The sequence below is a fragment of the Streptomyces sp. NPDC032472 genome, from assembly GCF_040636955.1.
Classification (GTDB): Bacteria; Actinomycetota; Actinomycetes; order Streptomycetales; family Streptomycetaceae; genus Streptomyces.
Map to the genome: position 1 here is coordinate 1 of NZ_JBEZVK010000103.1, position 17,203 is coordinate 17,203.

The following is a 17,203-nucleotide window of genomic DNA, read 5'->3' on the forward strand; positions in this document are numbered from 1 at the left end:
GAGTCGACGTGCTCTTCGCGATGCTCCGCGACGGCACCTTCTACGAACCCCAACCCGCCCCCACGGGTTGACGAAACCCATAGGGGCACCCCCCCCCGCCCCGCCCCGCCCCTTCCCGAAACCGTGGGCTCCGCCCCCAGACCCCCCCGCCTCAAACGCCTGCGAGGCTGGAAAATCCACCCCGCGCGGCGTGTGATCGGGCGCGGTGCGCCCTGGGGGTCCCCCCGGACGGAGTCTGGGGGAGGGTCCGGGCGGAGCCCGGTTCGGGAAGGGACGGGGTGGGGAAACGGCTCCGCGCAGCGGGCGAGGCAGGCGGCGGCTTCGTCAGCGGCGGGCGTCGATCACCGTGCGGAGTTTGCCGCTCGTCGGGATGCGGGTCAGGGCGGAGCCGTCCACCGCTTCCACCGTGAGGTCCAACAGGCGGTCCTCCACCGCCGAGCGGAGTTCCGGGTAGCCGGACAGGAAGACCTCGCGGAGCCGGCCGGGATCCGTCGCCGCCGTGCGTTCCACCCGTACGGTGAGCCGCTCGCGCGCGTCCCCGGACGCGATCAGGATCTGCAGCTCGCCGCGGTGGCCGCCTTCCTCCTCGGCCAGGGTCACGAAGCGGCGGTGGTTCAGCAGGTACGTCGCCACCCGCATCACGTCACCGGTGCGGCCCTGCAGTTCGAACCGCGGGGCGTGGCTGCCGCAGGGGCAGCGCCCGGGTATCGCCCGGCCGAGGTCGCCGATGACGTACCGGCCCAGGTGCTGGCCGCGCCGGGCGTGGGTGGTGAAGACCAGGCGGCCCGTTTCGCCCGGCACGACCGGGTGGTCCCGGTCCACGTCCAGGATCTCCAGGGTGTGCAGGTCGGCGTGCAGGTGGTGGACGCCGCCCGCGCTCTCGGTGCACTGGTAGCCCAGCGGGCCCAGGTCGGTGCTGCCGTACGTGATGGAGCGGACCACCTCGATGCCGAACTCCTCCTTCAGCACCCGCTGCTGCTCCGGCGTGAAGTGCTCACCGCCGTAGAAGACCTTGCGCAGGCCCCCGTAGGCGCGCAGCGCGTCGGCCTCCGCGTGCAGCAGTTGCCACAGGTACGAGGGCATCCCGAACAGCGTGTCGGCGCCGTGGTCGATCAGCGCCTGCGCCGTCTCCCGGTGGTCCGGGCCCGCGGCGAGCGGCAGTTGGACGCCGCCGAGCCGCTCCAGGACGGAGAAGAAGCTGATGAAGCTGCCGTACATGCCGCCGCAGTAGAAGAGGTTGGCGGTGCGGTCCGCGACCGGGTCGTAGCCGGCGGCGAGCAGTCCGCGGGCCGCGGCGTGCATCTGGGTGTCGTAGTCGTCGTAGCTGAACAGCGACAGCGCCGGGGCGCCGGTGCTGCCGCCGCTGTGGAAGTACAGCTCGGCATCGGCGCGCGCCACCTGCCCGTTGAGCGCCTGGACCTCCTCCTTGCCCTGCAGCGGGCCGGCGGGCTGCGGCAGGACGACGGGACGGGCCAGGTCGTCCAGGCAGGCGGTGGTCGCGAAGCGCTCGGGGTCGGCCTGGACCGCGACGCGGCGGCTGTAGCGCTGGAGTGCGTACACGCCGTCGTGCGGCTCGCCCGCGTAGCTCTCCAGCATGGAGCCGACCGGCGTGACCCGGGTGACGCCGGCCGCCAGGGCGGTGCGGGAGAGCTCGGCGATGTCGCTGCGGCTGCCCGCGATGCCCGCGGTCTGCAGGTAGCGCCGCATGGGCCGCAGGGTGGCGATCAGCTGCTTGCGCGGCAGCGGCTTGACCCACACGCTGCGGTGCAGCGGCGAGGCGGTGAGCGGGGAGCGGACGTCGGCCATGACCCGCCACGAGCCGTCGGCCGCGGCGAACACCCGGGTCAGGCCGAGGTGTTCCTCCAGACGGGCCACCAGCTCGGTGGTGGTCAGCTCGGCCTCCTCGGCCGGATCCGGGCCGTCGAGGCCCACGGCGCCCACCGCGGCCGGGCGGGCGCCCAGTACGGCGGCGAAGCGCTCGGCGAACGCGAACACCTCGCCCTCGTCCTCGGTGTCGAGGTAGACCACCTGCGGGCTGGAACAGGCCTGCTGCTCGTACAGGCAGACGTCGTCCGCGAGGGCGCCGAGCACCTCCGGCTCCGACCAGGCGTCGGCCGTCAGGTACGCGAAGGAGATCCGGTGCCCCCACTCCACCAGCCGGCACCCGGCCGGCACATGGGCGGCCACCCCGGCCACGGCGCTCTCCCCGCCCCACACGGCGACGGCGTCGGCGGGCGCGCACATCAGGCGCAGCCACTCATGCCGGGAGGAGGGGAAGCGCAGCACCATCACCCGCGCCGCCAGGGCCCCGCTGGGGTCCTGGGCGGCGAGCTCGGCCATCAGGTGCTGGGTCAGGAGCGTGTCGGCGCTGCTGGTCTTCAGTACGTTGACGTTCCCCGCGAGCAGGCCCTCGACGATGCTCAGCGGGGCGACGGTGGCCGCGTTGCCCGGCGCGATGTGGGCGACCAGGCCGACGGGCGCCCACGCCTCGTAGACCGTCTCCCGCGGATCGGCCCGGTTCAGCCGGCCCGGCGCGGCGCCGCCCAGCTCGCGGCGGAGCTTGCGGGTCAGCTCGCGGCGCCCCAGCAGGCGGCCGAGCTCGCCGAGGACCGCCGGGTCCTCGCCCTCGGGCAGGTACGCGGCCAGCCGGGCGCGCACCGGGTGCGCCGGGTCGAGCAGCGCGCCGGCGAGGGCGTCGCAGGCGGCCAGGACGGTCTCGGTCTCCAGGGGGGAGGCCAGCGCGGCCTCGACCGCGGCCGGCAGCTCCGCCAGCCGGCGCCCGGCCTCCTCGTCGCCGACGAACGCGCCCTGCCAGTAGTGGTGGTGGTCGTCTCGCATGGTCACGCCATTCCCTTCATCAGTTCCGCTGCGGCCACCGCGCAGCTCCGGTTGCGGCTCACCCCGGCCCGGCCGTGGACGGTGAACCAGGGGGTGTCGAGGTCGCAGCCGCAGGCCTCGCCCGGCTGGAGGGAGGCGAGGTCGCCCATCAGCACGCTCTGCGCCGGCACGGAGGTGATGTACGGCGACACCAGGTGCAGGTAGCCCTGCTCCCCGTAGGGCAGCGGCTCCAGCGTGCGGGTGGAGCGGATCGCCACCCGGGACCAGACGGGGGCGTGCAGCCGGTGGTGGTCGCACTCGATGTACGGGATGCAGTGCTCGACCGAGCCGAAGGTGTCCCGGATCCGCTCGCCCGGGATCCCGAGCTGCTCGGTGACCCGGGCGTACAGCTCCTCCTTGCCGATGCGCCGGTCGGCATGCCCCTTCCAGCCGCCGCCCAGGATCACCAGGGAGCCCTCGGGCAGCTGCAGCGGCGCCATCCCCATGGCCCGCATCCGCTCCAGGGTGAAGAACAGGAAGGCGGGGAAGCCGAGGATGCGGACCGGGGCGTCGTCCTGCTCGAAGCGGCGCAGTGCGGCGATGCAGCCGAAGGGGTCGAACTCGTGGTCGCCGCCGGTGTGGCGCAGCGCGTACTCGACGCTGCGCGCCGGGGCGAAGTCGCACAGGTAGTTGTCGGTGAAGGCGGTGCCGAGGTTGAGGGAGGGCGCCGGCTCGTAGCTGTACAGCAGGTAGTTGACCTCCTGGGCGGGGGTGATCCAGCCGTTGCGGTCGAAGATGCGGGCGACCATGCGCTGCGCGGAGCGGATCGTCCAGCGGTCGAAGAACATCTGCGACTTCTGGCCGGTGGTCCCGGAGGAGGTCAGGTGCAGGTCGACGTCCTCGCGGGGGATGGACAGCACCTCGTGCCGCTTGAAGAAGTTCGCGTGGACCAGCGGCGTGCGGTACGGACCGTCCGGCACGGTGGCCTCGTACAGCGAGCGGAAGAACGGGGACCGCTCGGTGTGCCAGGCGTTGATCTCCGCCATGGCCGTGGCGAACAGCTCGTCCTCGGCGGGCCCGTAGGCGTACGGGTCCACCAGGTCGCACAGTTGCTGTACGTGCGGCAGGAGGGCGGGGTCGGGCACGCCGACCGGGGCGAGATGGGGGTTCATGGGGCAACCTCGGGTGAAGTGGGCAGGTGCGTCGACGCCCAGGCCGACACGTAGCAGTCCAGGTAGGGCTGCAGGGGCGGTTCGACGGCGACGCCGCGGAAGTCGATCCGCTCGGTCGAGCGGGACAGCACGGCGTAGTCGTGGAAGCCGTCGCCGTCCGCGCGCATCGCCGGGTAGAGCGCCCCGGCGACGAACCCCTGGGCCAGGAAGGCCGAGAGGGCTTCGTGGTGCGCGAGCGGCACCAGTGCCTCCACGTAGCCGGCGCCGGCCCGGGCCAGCGCCCGGGTCACCGGTTCCAGGCACTCGGCCGCGGCGGCCGGCTCCGGGTGGGCCGTCAGCAGGGAGCAGTAGCCGCCGGCCCGGTTGAGGTACGCGTACACCTCGAACCGGCCGTCCTCCGGGGTGAGCAGCACGTTCGGGGTGTGCAGCGGGTAGAACCAGCCGTCGGAGCCGGGGAAGCGCTCGCGGAAGCGGCGCCGGACGAAGGCCGGGGCCTCGATCATCTCCAGCCGGGACGAAGCCGATTGGGATGCGGGCGCCGGTGCGGGTGGCGCCGGGGCGGTGACCCGGACCCCGGGGTAGCCGATGCCCAGGGCGTCCCCGGCGGTCCGCAGCAGCGGCAGCAGCGCCGCGGGCACTTCGGTGACGGGGATCCGGCGGTCGAGCACCCCGGCGCAGTGACGCGCGTAGAGTGCGAGGCTTTCGCGGCTGCTGAGATCCACCGCATTGGGCAGGATGCCCAGCGGCCTGAACCCGTTGCGGGCGACGACCCGTTGGGGGCCGGCGCTGACGGTGCGGACGGTGGCGTACACCGAGTCCAGCCGCCCGGTGTCCAGCATCCCGGCGCACAGAGCCCCGGTCAGCGCGGCGGCCAGGCCCCCGGACCGGTGCTCCGGGTGCACGGCGATGCCTTCCAGGCGGCCGATGCGGCTGCCCGCCTCGCTGCGGATCGCGGCCGAGGCGGTCAGCGCCCCGGAGTCCGCGCAGCGGCCGACGAGCCACAGGGAGTGCGGGTCGCCGATGAGCCGGGCCATCTCGGCGGGGTCGGTGCCGAGGGCCACGGGGTAGTGCGGTCCGTAGACGGCGTAGTACAGCTGGCGCAGTTCGGCGATGTCGGCGCAGGCGGCCTCCGTGATGACGAGGGTCACTGCTCTCCTCCGACCGGTTCGAGCGCGGGCTCGGAGTCGGGCTCGGAGTCGGGCTCGGGCTCGGGCGTCGGCGCGGTGGAGCCGAGCAGGGCCAGGGCGACGGCCGCGGGGGCCAGGCCCGTACCCTGCACCAGGCACAGGACCTGCGGCGACAGGTGGTCGCCCGCGGTGCCGAACACCAGGGAGGCCACCGGCAGGGACGCGCCCAGCACGGCCTGCATCACGGCGAAGAAGCCCGGCTTGTCGGCGGTGGGAACCAGCCGCTGGAACAGGGCGACGAAGCGCACGCTGACCGCCCCGGCGCACCAGCCGGCCACGGCCAGGCAGCCGGAGATGACCGCGCGGTGCGCGAACAGCCCGGGCAGGGCCAGGGCGAGCGCCATCAGGCCCAGGCAGTACGCGCCGGCCACGGTGGGCCGGCCCGGGACCCGGGTCCCGGTGAACGCGCCGATGAGCGCGCCGGTGCCGAGGGAGGCCTCCAGCAGCGCGACGGTACCGCCGCCGCCGTCGAGGACGGAGCGCGTGTAGAGCGGGATGACGACGAACACGGCGGCGGTGAAGAGGTTCGCCGCGGTGAAGCAGACCAGGATCCGGCGTACGTAGGGCAGTTCACCGAGGATGCGGCGCAGCGTGCGCCTCGGGGCGGCCTGCACGGGGTCGGCGGCATCGCCGGCCGCGGGTGCCGGGTTGCCGAAGCGGGCGCTCGTCACCAGGGCGGCCGCGGCCAGGTAGGCGGCCGCGCAGCCCGCGGCCAGCCAGGCGAGCCCCGCCCGGTCCACGACCAGGGCGCCGAGCAGCGCCCCGCCGAGGCCGGCCAGGGACTGGGTGGACAGCTCGAAGCCGGTGGCCGTCTCGATGTCCGCGTCGTCGACCAGTTCCGGGACCGACGTGGTCAGGCAGGGGTCGAAGAAGGCCTGGCAGGTGGCCAGGGCGAGGGCGGCGGCGTAGACGGCCGGGACCGGCAGGCCGCTGCCCTGGGCCCACAGCGCGAGCGCTCCGGCGCCCGCCCCCGCCAGCGCGGCGGCGCTCCGCAGCACCGAGCGGTGCGCGAAGGCCGCGACGGCCTTGGCCACCACGGGGGCCAGGACCACGGCGGGCAGGGTGCAGGCGGCCATGAACAGCCCGGAGGCCAGACCCCCGGAGTCCTGGACGGCGTACGCGACCAGCCACCAGGAGACGCCGACCTGGAACATCCGCACTGATGCCTGGGTCAGCACCTGGCCCAGCCAGACGGCGCCGAAGGCGCGGTTGCGCAGCACGAGCGGCATGCGCCGGGCCTCGGGCGCGGCCGCGGCCACGGCAGCCCGTGCCGTGGTCCGTGCCGTGCTCTGTGCCGGGGCGGTCATACGGTCGGCCTCTCGTCGAGGACCCGGACGAGCTTGCCCGAGCGCGGGTTGACGGCGAGGTCGCGGTGGCGCACCCATTCCACGCTCAGCGGGTGCACGAACCCGGCGCGGACGCTGTCCGGATAGAGCGGCCGGACGGTCTCCAGCTCGGTGACGACCGCCTTGGCGAGGGTCTCCAGCCCGGCGGGGTCGGTCCCGTCCCCGCCGGGGGCCGTCGCCAGCCGCAGGACGAGCCCGTCGCGGCCGTCCCAGCGGCGTACGACGAGCTGCATGCCGACGATCCGCCCGGCGGTGTCCGCGGCGGCCACGGCGTCCTGTGCGTCCTGGGTGTACAGGGACACCGGCCCGACCCGTACGCCCTCCTCGGCGCGGCCCAGGATCCGGAAGTGCCCCGGGCCGGTGCCGGTCCACTCGGCCCGGTCGCCCGCGGGGTAGCGGATCACCGGCATCAGGCGCCGGAACAGGCTGGTGACGACCACGCGGCCCGGCCGGCCGGGTTCGGTGATCGGCTCGTCGGTGGTGTCGTCGAGGATCTCGACGACGGAGTACGGCTCGAAGGCGCGGTGCACGCGGGCGTCGGGCCCGGGCACGGGCCGGCCGAGCAGTCCGGCGTCGACGCTGGCGTACCCGACGGAGCGGGCCTCGGCGCCGGGGAAGGCGGCCGCCAGCAGGCGCCGCTGGTCGGCGAAGAGCGCCTCGCCGCCGAAGAGCAGCAGCTCCACGTCGGGGAGGCGGGCGCCGGAGGCGATGACCTGCTCGGCGAGCCGGCACAGCGTGGTGGGGGTGCCGGCGAGGACCTGCGCGCCGAGGTCGCGCAGGGTCGGGATCGTGGACTCCAAGGGCGCGGCGCCGCCGATGGGCAGGCGGACGTTGTCCACGGGCGCGTGGGCGAGGGAGTCGAGGATGAACAGGAAGCTGGCGTAGAGCTCGCCGGCGTAGAAGAGGTCGGCGACCCGGTGTCCCGGGCGCAGCCCCGTGTCCACGAGCCCCTGGCCGAACGAGGTCACGAAGGTGCGCCACTCGTCGCGGGTGTAGACGGAGAACTTGGGCGCGCCGGTGGTCCCGCCGGTCTTGTAGACGGTGGCCTCGCCGAGGGGACCGGTCAGGACGCGGTTGCCGCGCAGCGTGTTGGCCGCCCAGAACTCCCGCTGGTCGACCACCGGCAGGTCGGTGAGGCGGTCGGCGTCCGGCGATACGGACGCGTAGAGGTCGCGGTAGAAGGGCGAGTTGTGACGGACGAACCGTATGAGGTCCGAGAGGTGGTGGGCGGACATGGTCCTTTGCCTAGGTGAGCGGATCGTGGGCGGGAGCCACCGCGAGGCACGGCGAGACCACGGGCTCGCCGGCGGGTCGAACGGTGTGCACGGGGGAACCCCCGCGCCCCCGTCTCCCCTGAGAGCACGCCGAAAACTGACGTGCAGTCACAATGATGAGACATCGTTCCGCTTGCCGCCAAATTGAGCAGGTATTTCCGGCCATGAGGAAGACCACACCGGGTGGCCGGAAGCCGCCCGGCAGCGCTCTGGAGGAACTCCTCGGGGGCATGCGTAGGCTTCGCGCGTCCCATCGCACCTTGAACCCTGCTGTCGAACGAGCGAGTTCGAAGGTCACGTATGAGAACCCCAGCGCGCGTGTCGCGCCGATTGGCGGTTCTGGCCCTAGGCCTGACCGCGGCCCTGGCCCTGCCCGCCGGCCCCGCGGCCGCCGCCTCGCCCGCCGCCGTACCTCCCGCGGCCGCTGTCGTGGCCGCCGCCCCCGCGGTGGCGTCCCCCGGCGACCAGGTCAGCTATCAGTACGACTTCGTCCGCATCCAGGTGACCGCCGCCACCGGCGGGACCGGCCCGTACACCTGGTCGGCCGTCAACCTGCCCACCGGCGCAAGGATCGACCCCGCCTCCGGGGTGATCAGTGGCACCCTCCGCGGCGCCGGGACCCGTACCGTGACGGTCACCGCCACGGACGCGGGCCGGCGCCTCGGGCAGCGCCACCTTCACCTGGCGCGTCATCCGCGACGCCTGCCCGCGCTGCTGAACCACCGGTCCGTCGAGCCCCGCGGCGGGCGGTTCCGGCAGGCGATGCGCCCTGGGACCGCCCGCCGCACCGGGTCATGGGGCCACCGGGCCACCGGTCAGCCGCCGGCGCCCGCCGCCGGCCCGGCGGCCAGCTCCTCGGCCAGGCCCGGGTAGTCGCGTACCAGCCCGTCGCCGTCGAAGGCCACGTCGCTGCGGAAGCTCCCGGACGCGTAGCGCACCCGCCCTCCGCCCAGCGGGGTGTACGTCTGCTCCGACGCCACCACCGCCAGGTCCGGCACGGACACCCAGGCCATGAGGAACCGCCGCCCCGGGCCGGCCTGCCGCGCCAGGTGCAGACCGTGGCGCCGTACCGGCATGGTGTTGGTCAGCGGGCACAGCCCGAGATCGCAGTCGAGCGCCCCGTCGAGATCGCGGCGCTCCCTCCCGTCGACGCTCCAGCGCCCCTCCTCGTCCCGCAGCAGCTCCACCGCCCGCGCCCGGTGCCCCGGCCCGTCCACGGCGACGCGCAGCGCGCGCGTGACGTGGTCCGGGCCGGTCTCCAGCTCGTACGCGACCCAGTACGGGCCGCCCTCCAGCGCCATCGCGCGGCCGTGCGCCCGCATCCGGTCGCCGGTGAACTCGCCCCATGCGGTGTCGTATCCCCGGCCGGCCGAGACGTGCCAGGTGCGGGTGAAACGTTCCGAATTGCTCATGCACCGATCATCCGGTACGGGCGCGGGCGCACCGCGCAGGGTGTCGATCCGGCATCCATCCGGCGTCGAACCCACGTTGTTCCGGCCTTCGTACGGCTTTCCCATCCCGCCGGGACAAGCCCGGAGGAGGCCCCGAGGAACCGGGCCGCAACGCAACAACGCGCACGCACCGGGTAGGTGTCGTCATGACCGACGTCGACGAGCTGTTCGAGCCGGACATGGGCTCGACGGGCCCGCCGGCGGGGAGCCCGCCCTGCGGGAGCACCTGCGCACCGCCGCGGCCGGCGCCCGGCTGGTCGTCCCGTACCTCCCGTCGCCGGGAGCCCGGGCCAAGCAGCTTCCTTCACCACGCAATGACATGGTCGGTGCGGCCCGGACAGGGCGCAGACCGATCGGTGGGGCCGGTTGGGGCCTCAGCCCGGCTGCTTGACGCAGGTCCGGTCCTGCTGCGGCAGCCGGCCCGTGGCCAGGTAGGCGTTCACCGCGTCGTCCACGCAGGAGCTGCCGTACTCCCCGTAGATCCCGTGCCGGTTGGCTCCTCGCAGGGTGACCAGCCGGGAACCCGGCAGCAGGTTCCGCAGGGCGACGCTGCCGGTGTACGGGGTGCGCGGATCGCCGGTGGCGGCGACGATCAGCGCCGCGGCGTCGCGCCGTACCCGGGTGGGCTCCTCGCGCGGCGGGTCCCAGAACGCACACGGCCCGACGCCGGCGGTCAGGGGCCCGAACAGCGGATGCGCCGTGCGGCTGTCCTCGACGTCCCTCCAGTACTGCTCGACGTCGCGCGGTGCGGCCGCGTCCCCGCACAGGATCGCGGTCTGCGCGCTGCCGAACGCGGAGCCCTCGGAGGTCAGGGCGAACCGCAGCAACTGCGCGAACTGCGGCGTCAGCGGGACCGCCCGGCCCTCGGCCGCCCGCGCCAGCACCGACAGCTGCTCGGCCAGCGCTCCGCGGCCCCCGTCGGTGTCGTCCGCGATCCCCTGGAAGACCACGAACGGCACCTGTGCGGCATCCAGCCGGAACGCCTCGGCTCCGGTGCCGACGGTCAGCGGGCCGCGCCCGGCCGCCGCCACGATCCGGTCGACTGAGGCGAGGACGTCGGTACGGGTGCGGCCGAGGCCGTAGGCGTCGTCGCGGGCCGCAGCCCATGCGGCCCAGTCCGCCAGGGCCTGCTCGCTCTCGCGCTCGACGCTGCCCCACATCAGGCGGGGGCCGTAGCGGTGCGGGTCGAGGGCCCCGTCGAGGACCACGCGGTCGTGGCGGCCGGGGAACATCTGCGTGTAGACCGTGCCCAGGTAGGTCCCGTACGAGTAGCCCACGTAGGAGATCTTCCGCTCGCCGAGCGCAGCCCTGATCACGTCCATGTCGCGGGCGGTGTTGCGGGTGCTGACGTGCGGCAGCACCGATGCGTTCGTGGCCCTGCACCGGTCGGCCAGGTCCTTCTGGAAGGCGGCCCGGCGGTCGAACCCGGCCCGGTCGCCGCCGGGCGAGAGCAGCGTGACACCGACGGGCCAGCCGCAGTCCAGCGGGGTGCTGCGGCCGACGAACCGCGGGTCCATGCCGATCACGTCGTAGCGGGCGCCGACGTCCTTCATCGCCGTGCGGACCTCCGGCGCGAAGTCGAGGCCCGAGCCGCCGGGGCCGCCCGGGTTGACCAGCAGCGCGCCGATGCGCCGCCGGGTGTCGGTCGCCCGGATCCGGGAGATCGCGACGGTGAGCGTGCGGCCGCCGGGGTCGGCGTAGTCGAGCGGAACGGTCACGTCCGCGCACTGCGCACCCGCCTTCTCCAGGCCCTTGCCCACCTCGTCACCCGGGCCCAGCACGCAGCTGTGCCAGGCCGGGCGCTGCCGCTGGAAGCGGTCGAGCCCCGCGCCGGAGGCCCCCGACGCTGCCGCCGCTGCCGACGCCGCGGACGACCGGGCCGGGGCGGCCGCGGCCGGAGCGGCAGGCGTGGCGGCGAGACAGGCGGCGAGGGCGAGGCCGACGGCCGAGGCGCGGCGAGCGGCGGCAGCGGTGCCGGTGCGGGTGCCGGTGCTGGTGCTGCGGGTCATCACGGTGTCTCCTTGGAGGGGTTCGTGCCGTCACGGCCGTTCGAGCTGTCCGGGGCGCACAGAGCGGCGTCCACCACCGCGCGGAAGTCCTGTTCCGCCCGGTCGGTCGCGGGCACCCGGTTGAGGGCGAGCGCGACCGTGCGGCCGCCGGGGCCGACCGCGCCCAGCGCCCGGTGTCCCCCGGGTACCGTCCCGGCGTGCCCCCACCACCAGCCGCCGCACGGCAGCGGGGTGGCGATCAGGCCGAGCCCGTACCGGGCGCCGGGCCACAGCCGGTCCGGGTCGGCCGGGACGGTGCGGGTCATCTCGGCGAGCCAGCGGGCGGACAGCAGCCGACCGCCGAACAGCGCGCCGTGGAACCGGTTCATGTCCGCGGGGGAGGAGACGAGCGCCCCGCCCGCCCCGCCGAGCGTCATGTTCCACTCGGTGCCGTCCACCGGGCCGGGCGCGGGGAGCAGTGCGGAGTAACTGCGCGAGTGCGCCCCGCGGATGTGCGTCTGGTCACCCGGCCAGTACGTGTCGTGCAGCCCGAGCGGATGGATGATCCGCCGCGTCACCTCGGCCTCGATACCGCGCCCGGTGACCTTCTCGACGATGAGCCCGGCGAGGAGGGTGTTGGTGGTCGAGTAGTGCCAGCTTCCCCCGGGCCGCGGCAGCCGCAGCGCCATCGAGATCAACTCGTGGGCGTCGAAGTGCCGGTAGCGCCACTGCTCCACGGGCACGTCGGCCAAGGCGTCCATGTGGTCGGGCAGGCCGCTGGTGTGCTGGAGCAGCTGCCGTACGGTGGTGGTGCGGCCGTCGTGGCCGTTGCCCCGGATCAGCCCGGGCAGATAGTGCTCGACGGGGGAGTCCAGCCCGATCCGGCCCTCCGCGGCCAGCTGCACGACGACCGTCGCGGTGAACGTCTTGCTGACGCTGCCGATCCGCAGCCGGTCCCCGGCCCGCATCGGGCGCCCGGTGCCCAGGTCGGCGACACCGCGGGCGGCCTCCCGGCGGCCGCAGCGCGGGTCGACGAACTCCGCGGCGGCGCCCGGGATGCCGTGCCGGGTGACGAGGACGCCGAGGGACTCGGCGACCGCCCGCTGTGCGCTGTCGCACCCGGCGGCGGCCGTGGCCGGCCGGGTCGCGGCCACGCCTGCAGGGGCGCCGGCCGCCACCGCGGCCCCCGTCAGGAGCAGGGCCGCTGCCACTGCCCCGTACCGTCCGGGCCACCGCCTGCCCGGCCCCCGCCTGCTGTACGAATGCCGTAAATATCTCATACAGCAGACGCTAAAGATCATCCGCCGGGGCTTCACTGCGGGCCGCCCCCGAGGCGACCGGGGGACAGCCCCACCCCCTGCCGGCCGGTCTACCGGCTGTCGACGGGCCCCGGGGCGTCCTCGGGGGCGCCGGCCCGGCCGCCCTCCGCGGCGGCGTCCTTCGCGGCGGAGTCCCATACCAGCCGGCCGAGTCTGAGCACGCGGGTTTGGCGGCCGCCCATCCTGCCGGTGCAGCGCACCAGGTACGAGCCGTCGTCCTGGCGGTAGACCAGCCGGCGGCGCTCCTGGAAGAAGGTCCCGACGACGATGGTCCGGGCGGCCTCCTCCATGGCCCGGTCGGCCTCCTCCCGGGTCCCGTCGAACTCGCTGACCGCCTCCAGGAACCCGCCGTCCTCCGAGTTCCGCTCGCTGACCCGTTCCGCGGTGATGATCCAGCGCTCCCGCCGCCCGTCGCCCATGGTCCTGCCCCTTGCTCCGATGACTCCCGGAGCCGTGCCACCCCGGTCGCGCGCAGGCTACAGCGCGGCCGGCCCGAATGCCCCCGGACCTGTCCGCGTACGACGCCGAGCTGAGGCCCGTACCGGCCGAAGCAGCGGTGGCGCAACCGTGCGGGACCGCGGCCGCGTCCCGGTCGGCAGGGGGTGGCGCCGGTGGGGGACACCGCAGCACGGGCAGGAAGGACGCAGAAGCAGCGGCAGCCGCATCCGCAGCCGGACACGGGCAGGTCGCTCGGCGCCGCAGTCCTGCCCGCCCTCGCCGCGGCGCTCACGTTCGGCTGGGCCTGGTGGGCCCTGGCCGGCGGGTCGGCCCTCCCCGCGCCGGCGGCCCTGGTCGGCGGGGCGGCCTTGGTCCTCGGCTCGGCGATCGCGTACTTCGTCCTCGCGGGCGGCAGCGGCGGCCTGTTCGGCGCCCTGCTCCTGGCCGCGGGCCTGCTGCTGACGGTGACCGCGGCGGACCAGGCCGCGGCACGCCCCGACGAGGCGCTGTGCGTCGTACGGGCGATCGACGCGCGGGAGCAGGCCTCGTACGGGGAGGGGACGCCCCCCCCGGCAGGACCGTCTACCGGCACACGCTGCAGTGCCCGGACGGAGGTCCCGGCGAGATCAAGACGGACCACCACATCGCCGAGGTCGGCGGAGAGGTGCGCATCGCCTACGACCGCCGCCACCGGGTGTCGCCGGTCGTGGCGGGCACCAACTCCCCTTGGACGCCCGCGGCTTGGGCGGCGGCCGTGCTGGCTCTGAGCACGGTCATCGGCGGGTGGCGCCGGCCCCGCACCTGACCCTCGCACGAGCGTGCGCAGTACCGCTCGACGTAGATCCAAAGCCCTCTGACGGCACCGGCTGTGGAACCGCAGACATCAGGGGCGGAGCTTGTCGAGGGCCCGTGTGGTGACCTCCTCGGCGTCGGTGCGGTCGGCGAGCCAGTGGGGTTCGTACGTGCGGGGCGGGGCGGGGGCCGAGCCGCCGGTGAACACGGCCAGGGCGCGCTCGCCCGGGCGGATCAGGCCCTCCTCGATCGCGGCGAGCGTCCCGGCCAGGGCGTAGAGGCCGGCGCGTTCCCAAGGGGCCCCGGCGTCGTCGCGGGCCACGGACACGCCGGCCTCCGTCAGAAGGGTGACGGCCCGCGGCTCCAGCTGCAGGTACCGGGTGTTGGCGAGCCGGCGCACGGTCCCGCGGGAGAAGGCGCACACCTCCCGCATCTCCGCGACGAGCTCGTCGGTGAGGGCCCGGCGGAAGAGCGTCGGCTCCAGCACGGCGGGGACCGGGCGGTCCGCGCCCGTCTCCCGGCCGCCGCCGGTCAGCGCGTCCACGTACGGCGCAACCGCCTCCTGCTGGACGCCGAGGAACCGGGGCACGCGGACCCCGCCGGGATCCGAGCGCAGGACCTCACGCAGCCCGCGGTAGTGGCCGAGGGGCCCGTAGCCGCTGGAGACCGCCTGGACGTGCCAGTCCCATTGCCGGCCCAGCTCGCGCGCGGCGTCGGCCAGGAAGTGGGCGCGCAGCTTGTGCCCCTCGTACATGTCCTCCCGCGCGGGAGCGATCGGCACGCCCGAGGCCTCCGAGCAGGCCACCATGGCGGTCTTGATCTCGTCCTCCGCGGCGTCGACCTCGACGAACTGCACGCCGTCCGCCTCCGCGAGCTCCGGCACGATCCGGCGGCGCGAGGCAGGCGGGTGCAGGACCACCGCGCGCAGCCCGGCGTGGGCGGCGTACGCGGCCACGGCGTTGGCGGTGTTCCCCGAGCTCTGGGTCAGCACCAGCGGGCTGCCCTTGCGCAGGCACTGTGCGACGGCGAGGCAGACCATCCAGGACTTGAACGTCCCGGTGGTGTTGGCCGTCGACAGGTCCAGGACGTCGAGCCCCACCCCGCCCTGCGGCGCGAGCTGCACGATCCGCCCGCCCTCCCGGAGTGAGGCCCGGTCGATCAGTGCCGGGTCGGCCGACAGACGGGCGGCGTACCTGCGGACGACGCCGCCGTCCTGCGCGTAGACCTCCACGCGAACCCGGCCTCCTCAGCCGATCGGCACACCGTCCGGCAGCCCGTTCGACAGCCCGTCCGGCACCCCGTCGGCACCCCATTGGCACCCCTTCGGCCGTCCAACTGCCGTACGGGGTACCAGGTGCCGGGCGGGGGCGGGACTGCACCTGCACGGGTGACCGCCGGTGCCTGCGGCTGCCCAGGGACGCGTGCCTTCGCCGCGGTCCGCCGCTCAGCGGAACTCGTGGACGACCTCGATCCTGCCGACGATGTGGGCGTTGAACTCGCCGAGCTCCTCGGCCGGGACCCACAGCTCGAGGACCGTCCGGCCACCCGCCTGCTGGACGGGATACCGGCTCAGGAACTCCGACTCGACCTCGAAGCGGGTGACGAAGCCCGCGCCGTCGTGCTCCACGTTCCAGTCCCTTGCGATCTTCACCGCGTAGTCCTCGTTGAGGACCGGATAGAAGATCGGCTGCTCCGGCAGCCGCGGCGGCCACGCACGCCAGTCGAGTGCGCGGACCAGGTCCAGCTCCACGGGGCCGGTGGGGCGCCACAGGGTCGTCGTCGCGGGCTGGCTGGTCATGGGAACTGCTCTCTGAACACGAAACAGGACACCGGCCGATGCGTGCGGCCGGGAGGCCGGACGCTACCTGCAGTGCAGCAGCGGCCACCACGCAATATCGCCACGCCGCCCCGGCCTGACCTGCGGGCGCGCGAGAGCCCGCCCGCAGCGCGCGTCGTGGCCCGCCTCCACGCCGACCGCGGCGAACTCCCGCCCCCGCTGCAGGGCGGTCAGGCGGTCCGGCCGGCGTGGTCCGCGAGGACTTCGCCGATGACGTACCGCGCGGTGGCCGCCATGGCCGGGTTCGTCTCCCCGTAGTAGTCCGCCTCCATCAGCGCGACCGACAGCGCCCAGCCCCGGCCCCGCGCCCACGCCGCGTCGTCGGCCCGCGCGGCGGCCCGGAAGGTGTCCCGGGCCTCCCTCGGCACCACGTACCACGCCGTGATCAGATCGACGGCAGGATCACCCAGCCCCAGGCACTCGAAGTCGATGACGGCGCTGAGCCCGCCGCCGGCGACCAGCAGGTTCCCCGGCTGCAGGTCCGCATGGATCCAGACGGCCGGACCGGCCCACGCCGGGGCCTGCCGATCGGCGTCCCATGCCGCAGTCACCGCCCCGGCGTCGAGGGACCCGCGCAGCGCCGCGATTGCCCTGCGCGTCGAGCCGTCCCGCTCCGCCAAGGACCCGCCGCGGAAGGAGGTGGGCCCGCCGGTGGGATCGATCCGGTGCAGCGCGGTCACGAACGCCGCGAGGTCCTGTGCGAGCCTGCCCGGTTCGGCGATCCGCCCCCTGACGGGGTTCTCGCCGTCGAGCCAGCGGAAGACGGACCAGCGCCACGGATAGCCCTCACCGGGCGCGCCCTTGCCGAGCGGCTCCGGAACGGCCACCGGCAGCGACGGGGCGAGTCGCGGCAGCCACGTGTGCTCGGTCTCGGCGTCCTCCGCGGCCCCTGCGACGCGCGGCAGCCGTACGACCATGTCCTCGCCCAGCCGGTACATGGCATTGGACGTGCCGACGGAATCGACGGGCTTGACGGGCAGGGCCGCCCAGTGCGGGAACTGAGCTGCGATCAGCCGCTGTACGAGCGGGGCATCGATGTCCGGTTCGTCGGCATGCATCTTGCCGGCAGGCATGGGCGGCACCTTCCTGAGGCGGGGCTGGGCGCAACGGCCATACGAACGCGCCGGAAGATCACCCGTCAACCCATTTCGGTGCGGCGGGTCGCGGCCGCGCCGGCCGGCCCGCAGGCCGATGGTGTGGGGGTGGACATGGATGTGGACGCGGTGATCACCGAGCTGTACGGGCTCCGGCCGGCGCAGTTCATCGAGGCGAGGGACCGCCACGCGGCCCGGGCCAAGCGCGCGAAGGACACCGAGGCCGCGCGCAGGATCGGCCGGCTCCGCAAGCCCACGCTCGCACTGTGGGCGGTCAACCTCCTCGCCCGCTCCGACCCCGACGGGGCACGGGCGCTGCTGGACCTGGGCGCCCGCCTGCGCACCGCCCACCGGGAGCTCGACGGCCGCCGGCTGCGCGCCCTGTCCGAGGAGCGGAACAAGGCCCTCGCCGAGCTGACCCGGAGGGCCGCCTAGCCATCCCAGAGCGGCCATGACGCGAGCATAGCCACTGTGTTCGGGAGTTCCCG

At 74.6% G+C, this 17,203-nt stretch carries 15 protein-coding genes; 3 read left to right on the top strand and 12 right to left on the bottom strand.

The genetic code is table 11. From position 1 onward, the window contains the following. Positions 1-324: 324 nt before the first annotated feature. From AB0F11_RS34840 to AB0F11_RS34860, 5 genes are read right to left on the bottom strand one after another with little or no spacing between them, the layout of a single operon-like run. Positions 325-2,838: an acyl-CoA reductase gene (locus AB0F11_RS34840; protein WP_362182842.1), complete on the bottom strand. Its 2,514-nt coding sequence runs from the start codon at positions 2,836-2,838 to the stop codon at positions 325-327. 2 nt (positions 2,839-2,840) lie between these two features. Further along, on the bottom strand, positions 2,841-3,989 hold the full coding sequence (locus AB0F11_RS34845; RefSeq protein WP_362182802.1) for an acyl-protein synthase: 1,149 nt from the start codon (positions 3,987-3,989) through the stop codon (positions 2,841-2,843). Next, a complete protein-coding gene (locus AB0F11_RS34850) occupies positions 3,986-5,137 on the bottom strand; it encodes a GNAT family N-acetyltransferase (RefSeq protein WP_362182805.1) in 1,152 nt (383 codons plus the stop codon). The genes AB0F11_RS34845 and AB0F11_RS34850 overlap by 4 nt, the downstream gene beginning before the upstream one ends. Beyond that, positions 5,134-6,483, bottom strand: a complete 1,350-nt coding sequence (locus AB0F11_RS34855) for an MFS transporter (RefSeq protein ID WP_362182808.1) — start codon at positions 6,481-6,483, stop codon at positions 5,134-5,136. Before AB0F11_RS34855 ends, AB0F11_RS34850 begins: the two co-directional genes overlap by 4 nt. Then, a complete protein-coding gene (locus AB0F11_RS34860) occupies positions 6,480-7,757 on the bottom strand; it encodes a phenylacetate--CoA ligase family protein (RefSeq protein ID WP_362182811.1) in 1,278 nt (425 codons plus the stop codon). The genes AB0F11_RS34855 and AB0F11_RS34860 overlap by 4 nt, the downstream gene beginning before the upstream one ends. A 357-nt stretch (positions 7,758-8,114) precedes the next feature. Between AB0F11_RS34860 and AB0F11_RS34865 the strand changes: the two genes are divergently transcribed. Further along, the gene (locus tag AB0F11_RS34865) at positions 8,115-8,669 is read left to right on the top strand and encodes an Ig domain-containing protein (protein ID WP_362182814.1); all 555 of its coding nucleotides are present in this window, start codon (positions 8,115-8,117) and stop codon (positions 8,667-8,669) included. Here the strand turns inward: AB0F11_RS34865 and AB0F11_RS34870 are convergent. The 4 genes from AB0F11_RS34870 to AB0F11_RS34885 form a co-directional block, all read right to left on the bottom strand. Next, a complete protein-coding gene (locus AB0F11_RS34870) occupies positions 8,612-9,208 on the bottom strand; it encodes a putative glycolipid-binding domain-containing protein (protein ID WP_362182817.1) in 597 nt (198 codons plus the stop codon). The genes AB0F11_RS34865 and AB0F11_RS34870 overlap by 58 nt on opposite strands. A gap of 413 nt (positions 9,209-9,621) precedes the next feature. Further along, positions 9,622-11,256 carry an alpha/beta hydrolase gene (locus tag AB0F11_RS34875; RefSeq protein WP_362182820.1) on the bottom strand — a complete coding sequence of 545 codons (1,635 nt, stop codon included), beginning with the start codon at positions 11,254-11,256 and terminating at the stop codon, positions 9,622-9,624. Beyond that, a complete protein-coding gene (locus AB0F11_RS34880) occupies positions 11,256-12,446 on the bottom strand; it encodes a serine hydrolase domain-containing protein (protein ID WP_362182823.1) in 1,191 nt (396 codons plus the stop codon). Before AB0F11_RS34880 ends, AB0F11_RS34875 begins: the two co-directional genes overlap by 1 nt. A gap of 158 nt (positions 12,447-12,604) precedes the next feature. After that, positions 12,605-12,973, bottom strand: a complete 369-nt coding sequence (locus AB0F11_RS34885) for a hypothetical protein (protein ID WP_362182826.1) — start codon at positions 12,971-12,973, stop codon at positions 12,605-12,607. 527 nt (positions 12,974-13,500) lie between these two features. On the opposite strand from AB0F11_RS34885, the gene AB0F11_RS34890 reads away from it, so the two are divergent. Next, complete coding sequence (locus AB0F11_RS34890) at positions 13,501-13,797, top strand: hypothetical protein (RefSeq protein ID WP_362182828.1); 297 nt, start codon at positions 13,501-13,503, stop codon at positions 13,795-13,797. A 78-nt stretch (positions 13,798-13,875) separates the two neighbouring features. Here AB0F11_RS34890 and AB0F11_RS34895 read toward each other — a convergent pair whose 3' ends face one another. From AB0F11_RS34895 to AB0F11_RS34905, 3 genes are all read right to left on the bottom strand, one after another. Continuing rightward, positions 13,876-15,015 carry a pyridoxal-phosphate dependent enzyme gene (locus AB0F11_RS34895; RefSeq protein WP_362182831.1) on the bottom strand — a complete coding sequence of 380 codons (1,140 nt, stop codon included), beginning with the start codon at positions 15,013-15,015 and terminating at the stop codon, positions 13,876-13,878. A gap of 213 nt (positions 15,016-15,228) precedes the next feature. Then, positions 15,229-15,582 carry a hypothetical protein gene (locus tag AB0F11_RS34900; RefSeq protein WP_362182834.1) on the bottom strand — a complete coding sequence of 118 codons (354 nt, stop codon included), beginning with the start codon at positions 15,580-15,582 and terminating at the stop codon, positions 15,229-15,231. 209 nt (positions 15,583-15,791) lie between these two features. Further along, the gene (locus AB0F11_RS34905; RefSeq protein ID WP_362182837.1) at positions 15,792-16,694 is read right to left on the bottom strand and encodes an aminoglycoside phosphotransferase family protein; all 903 of its coding nucleotides are present in this window, start codon (positions 16,692-16,694) and stop codon (positions 15,792-15,794) included. 129 nt (positions 16,695-16,823) lie between these two features. On the opposite strand from AB0F11_RS34905, the gene AB0F11_RS34910 reads away from it, so the two are divergent. Continuing rightward, positions 16,824-17,150 (top strand): hypothetical protein, encoded by a 327-nt coding sequence (locus tag AB0F11_RS34910; protein ID WP_362182839.1) that lies wholly within the window; start codon positions 16,824-16,826, stop codon positions 17,148-17,150. Positions 17,151-17,203 lie beyond the last annotated feature (53 nt).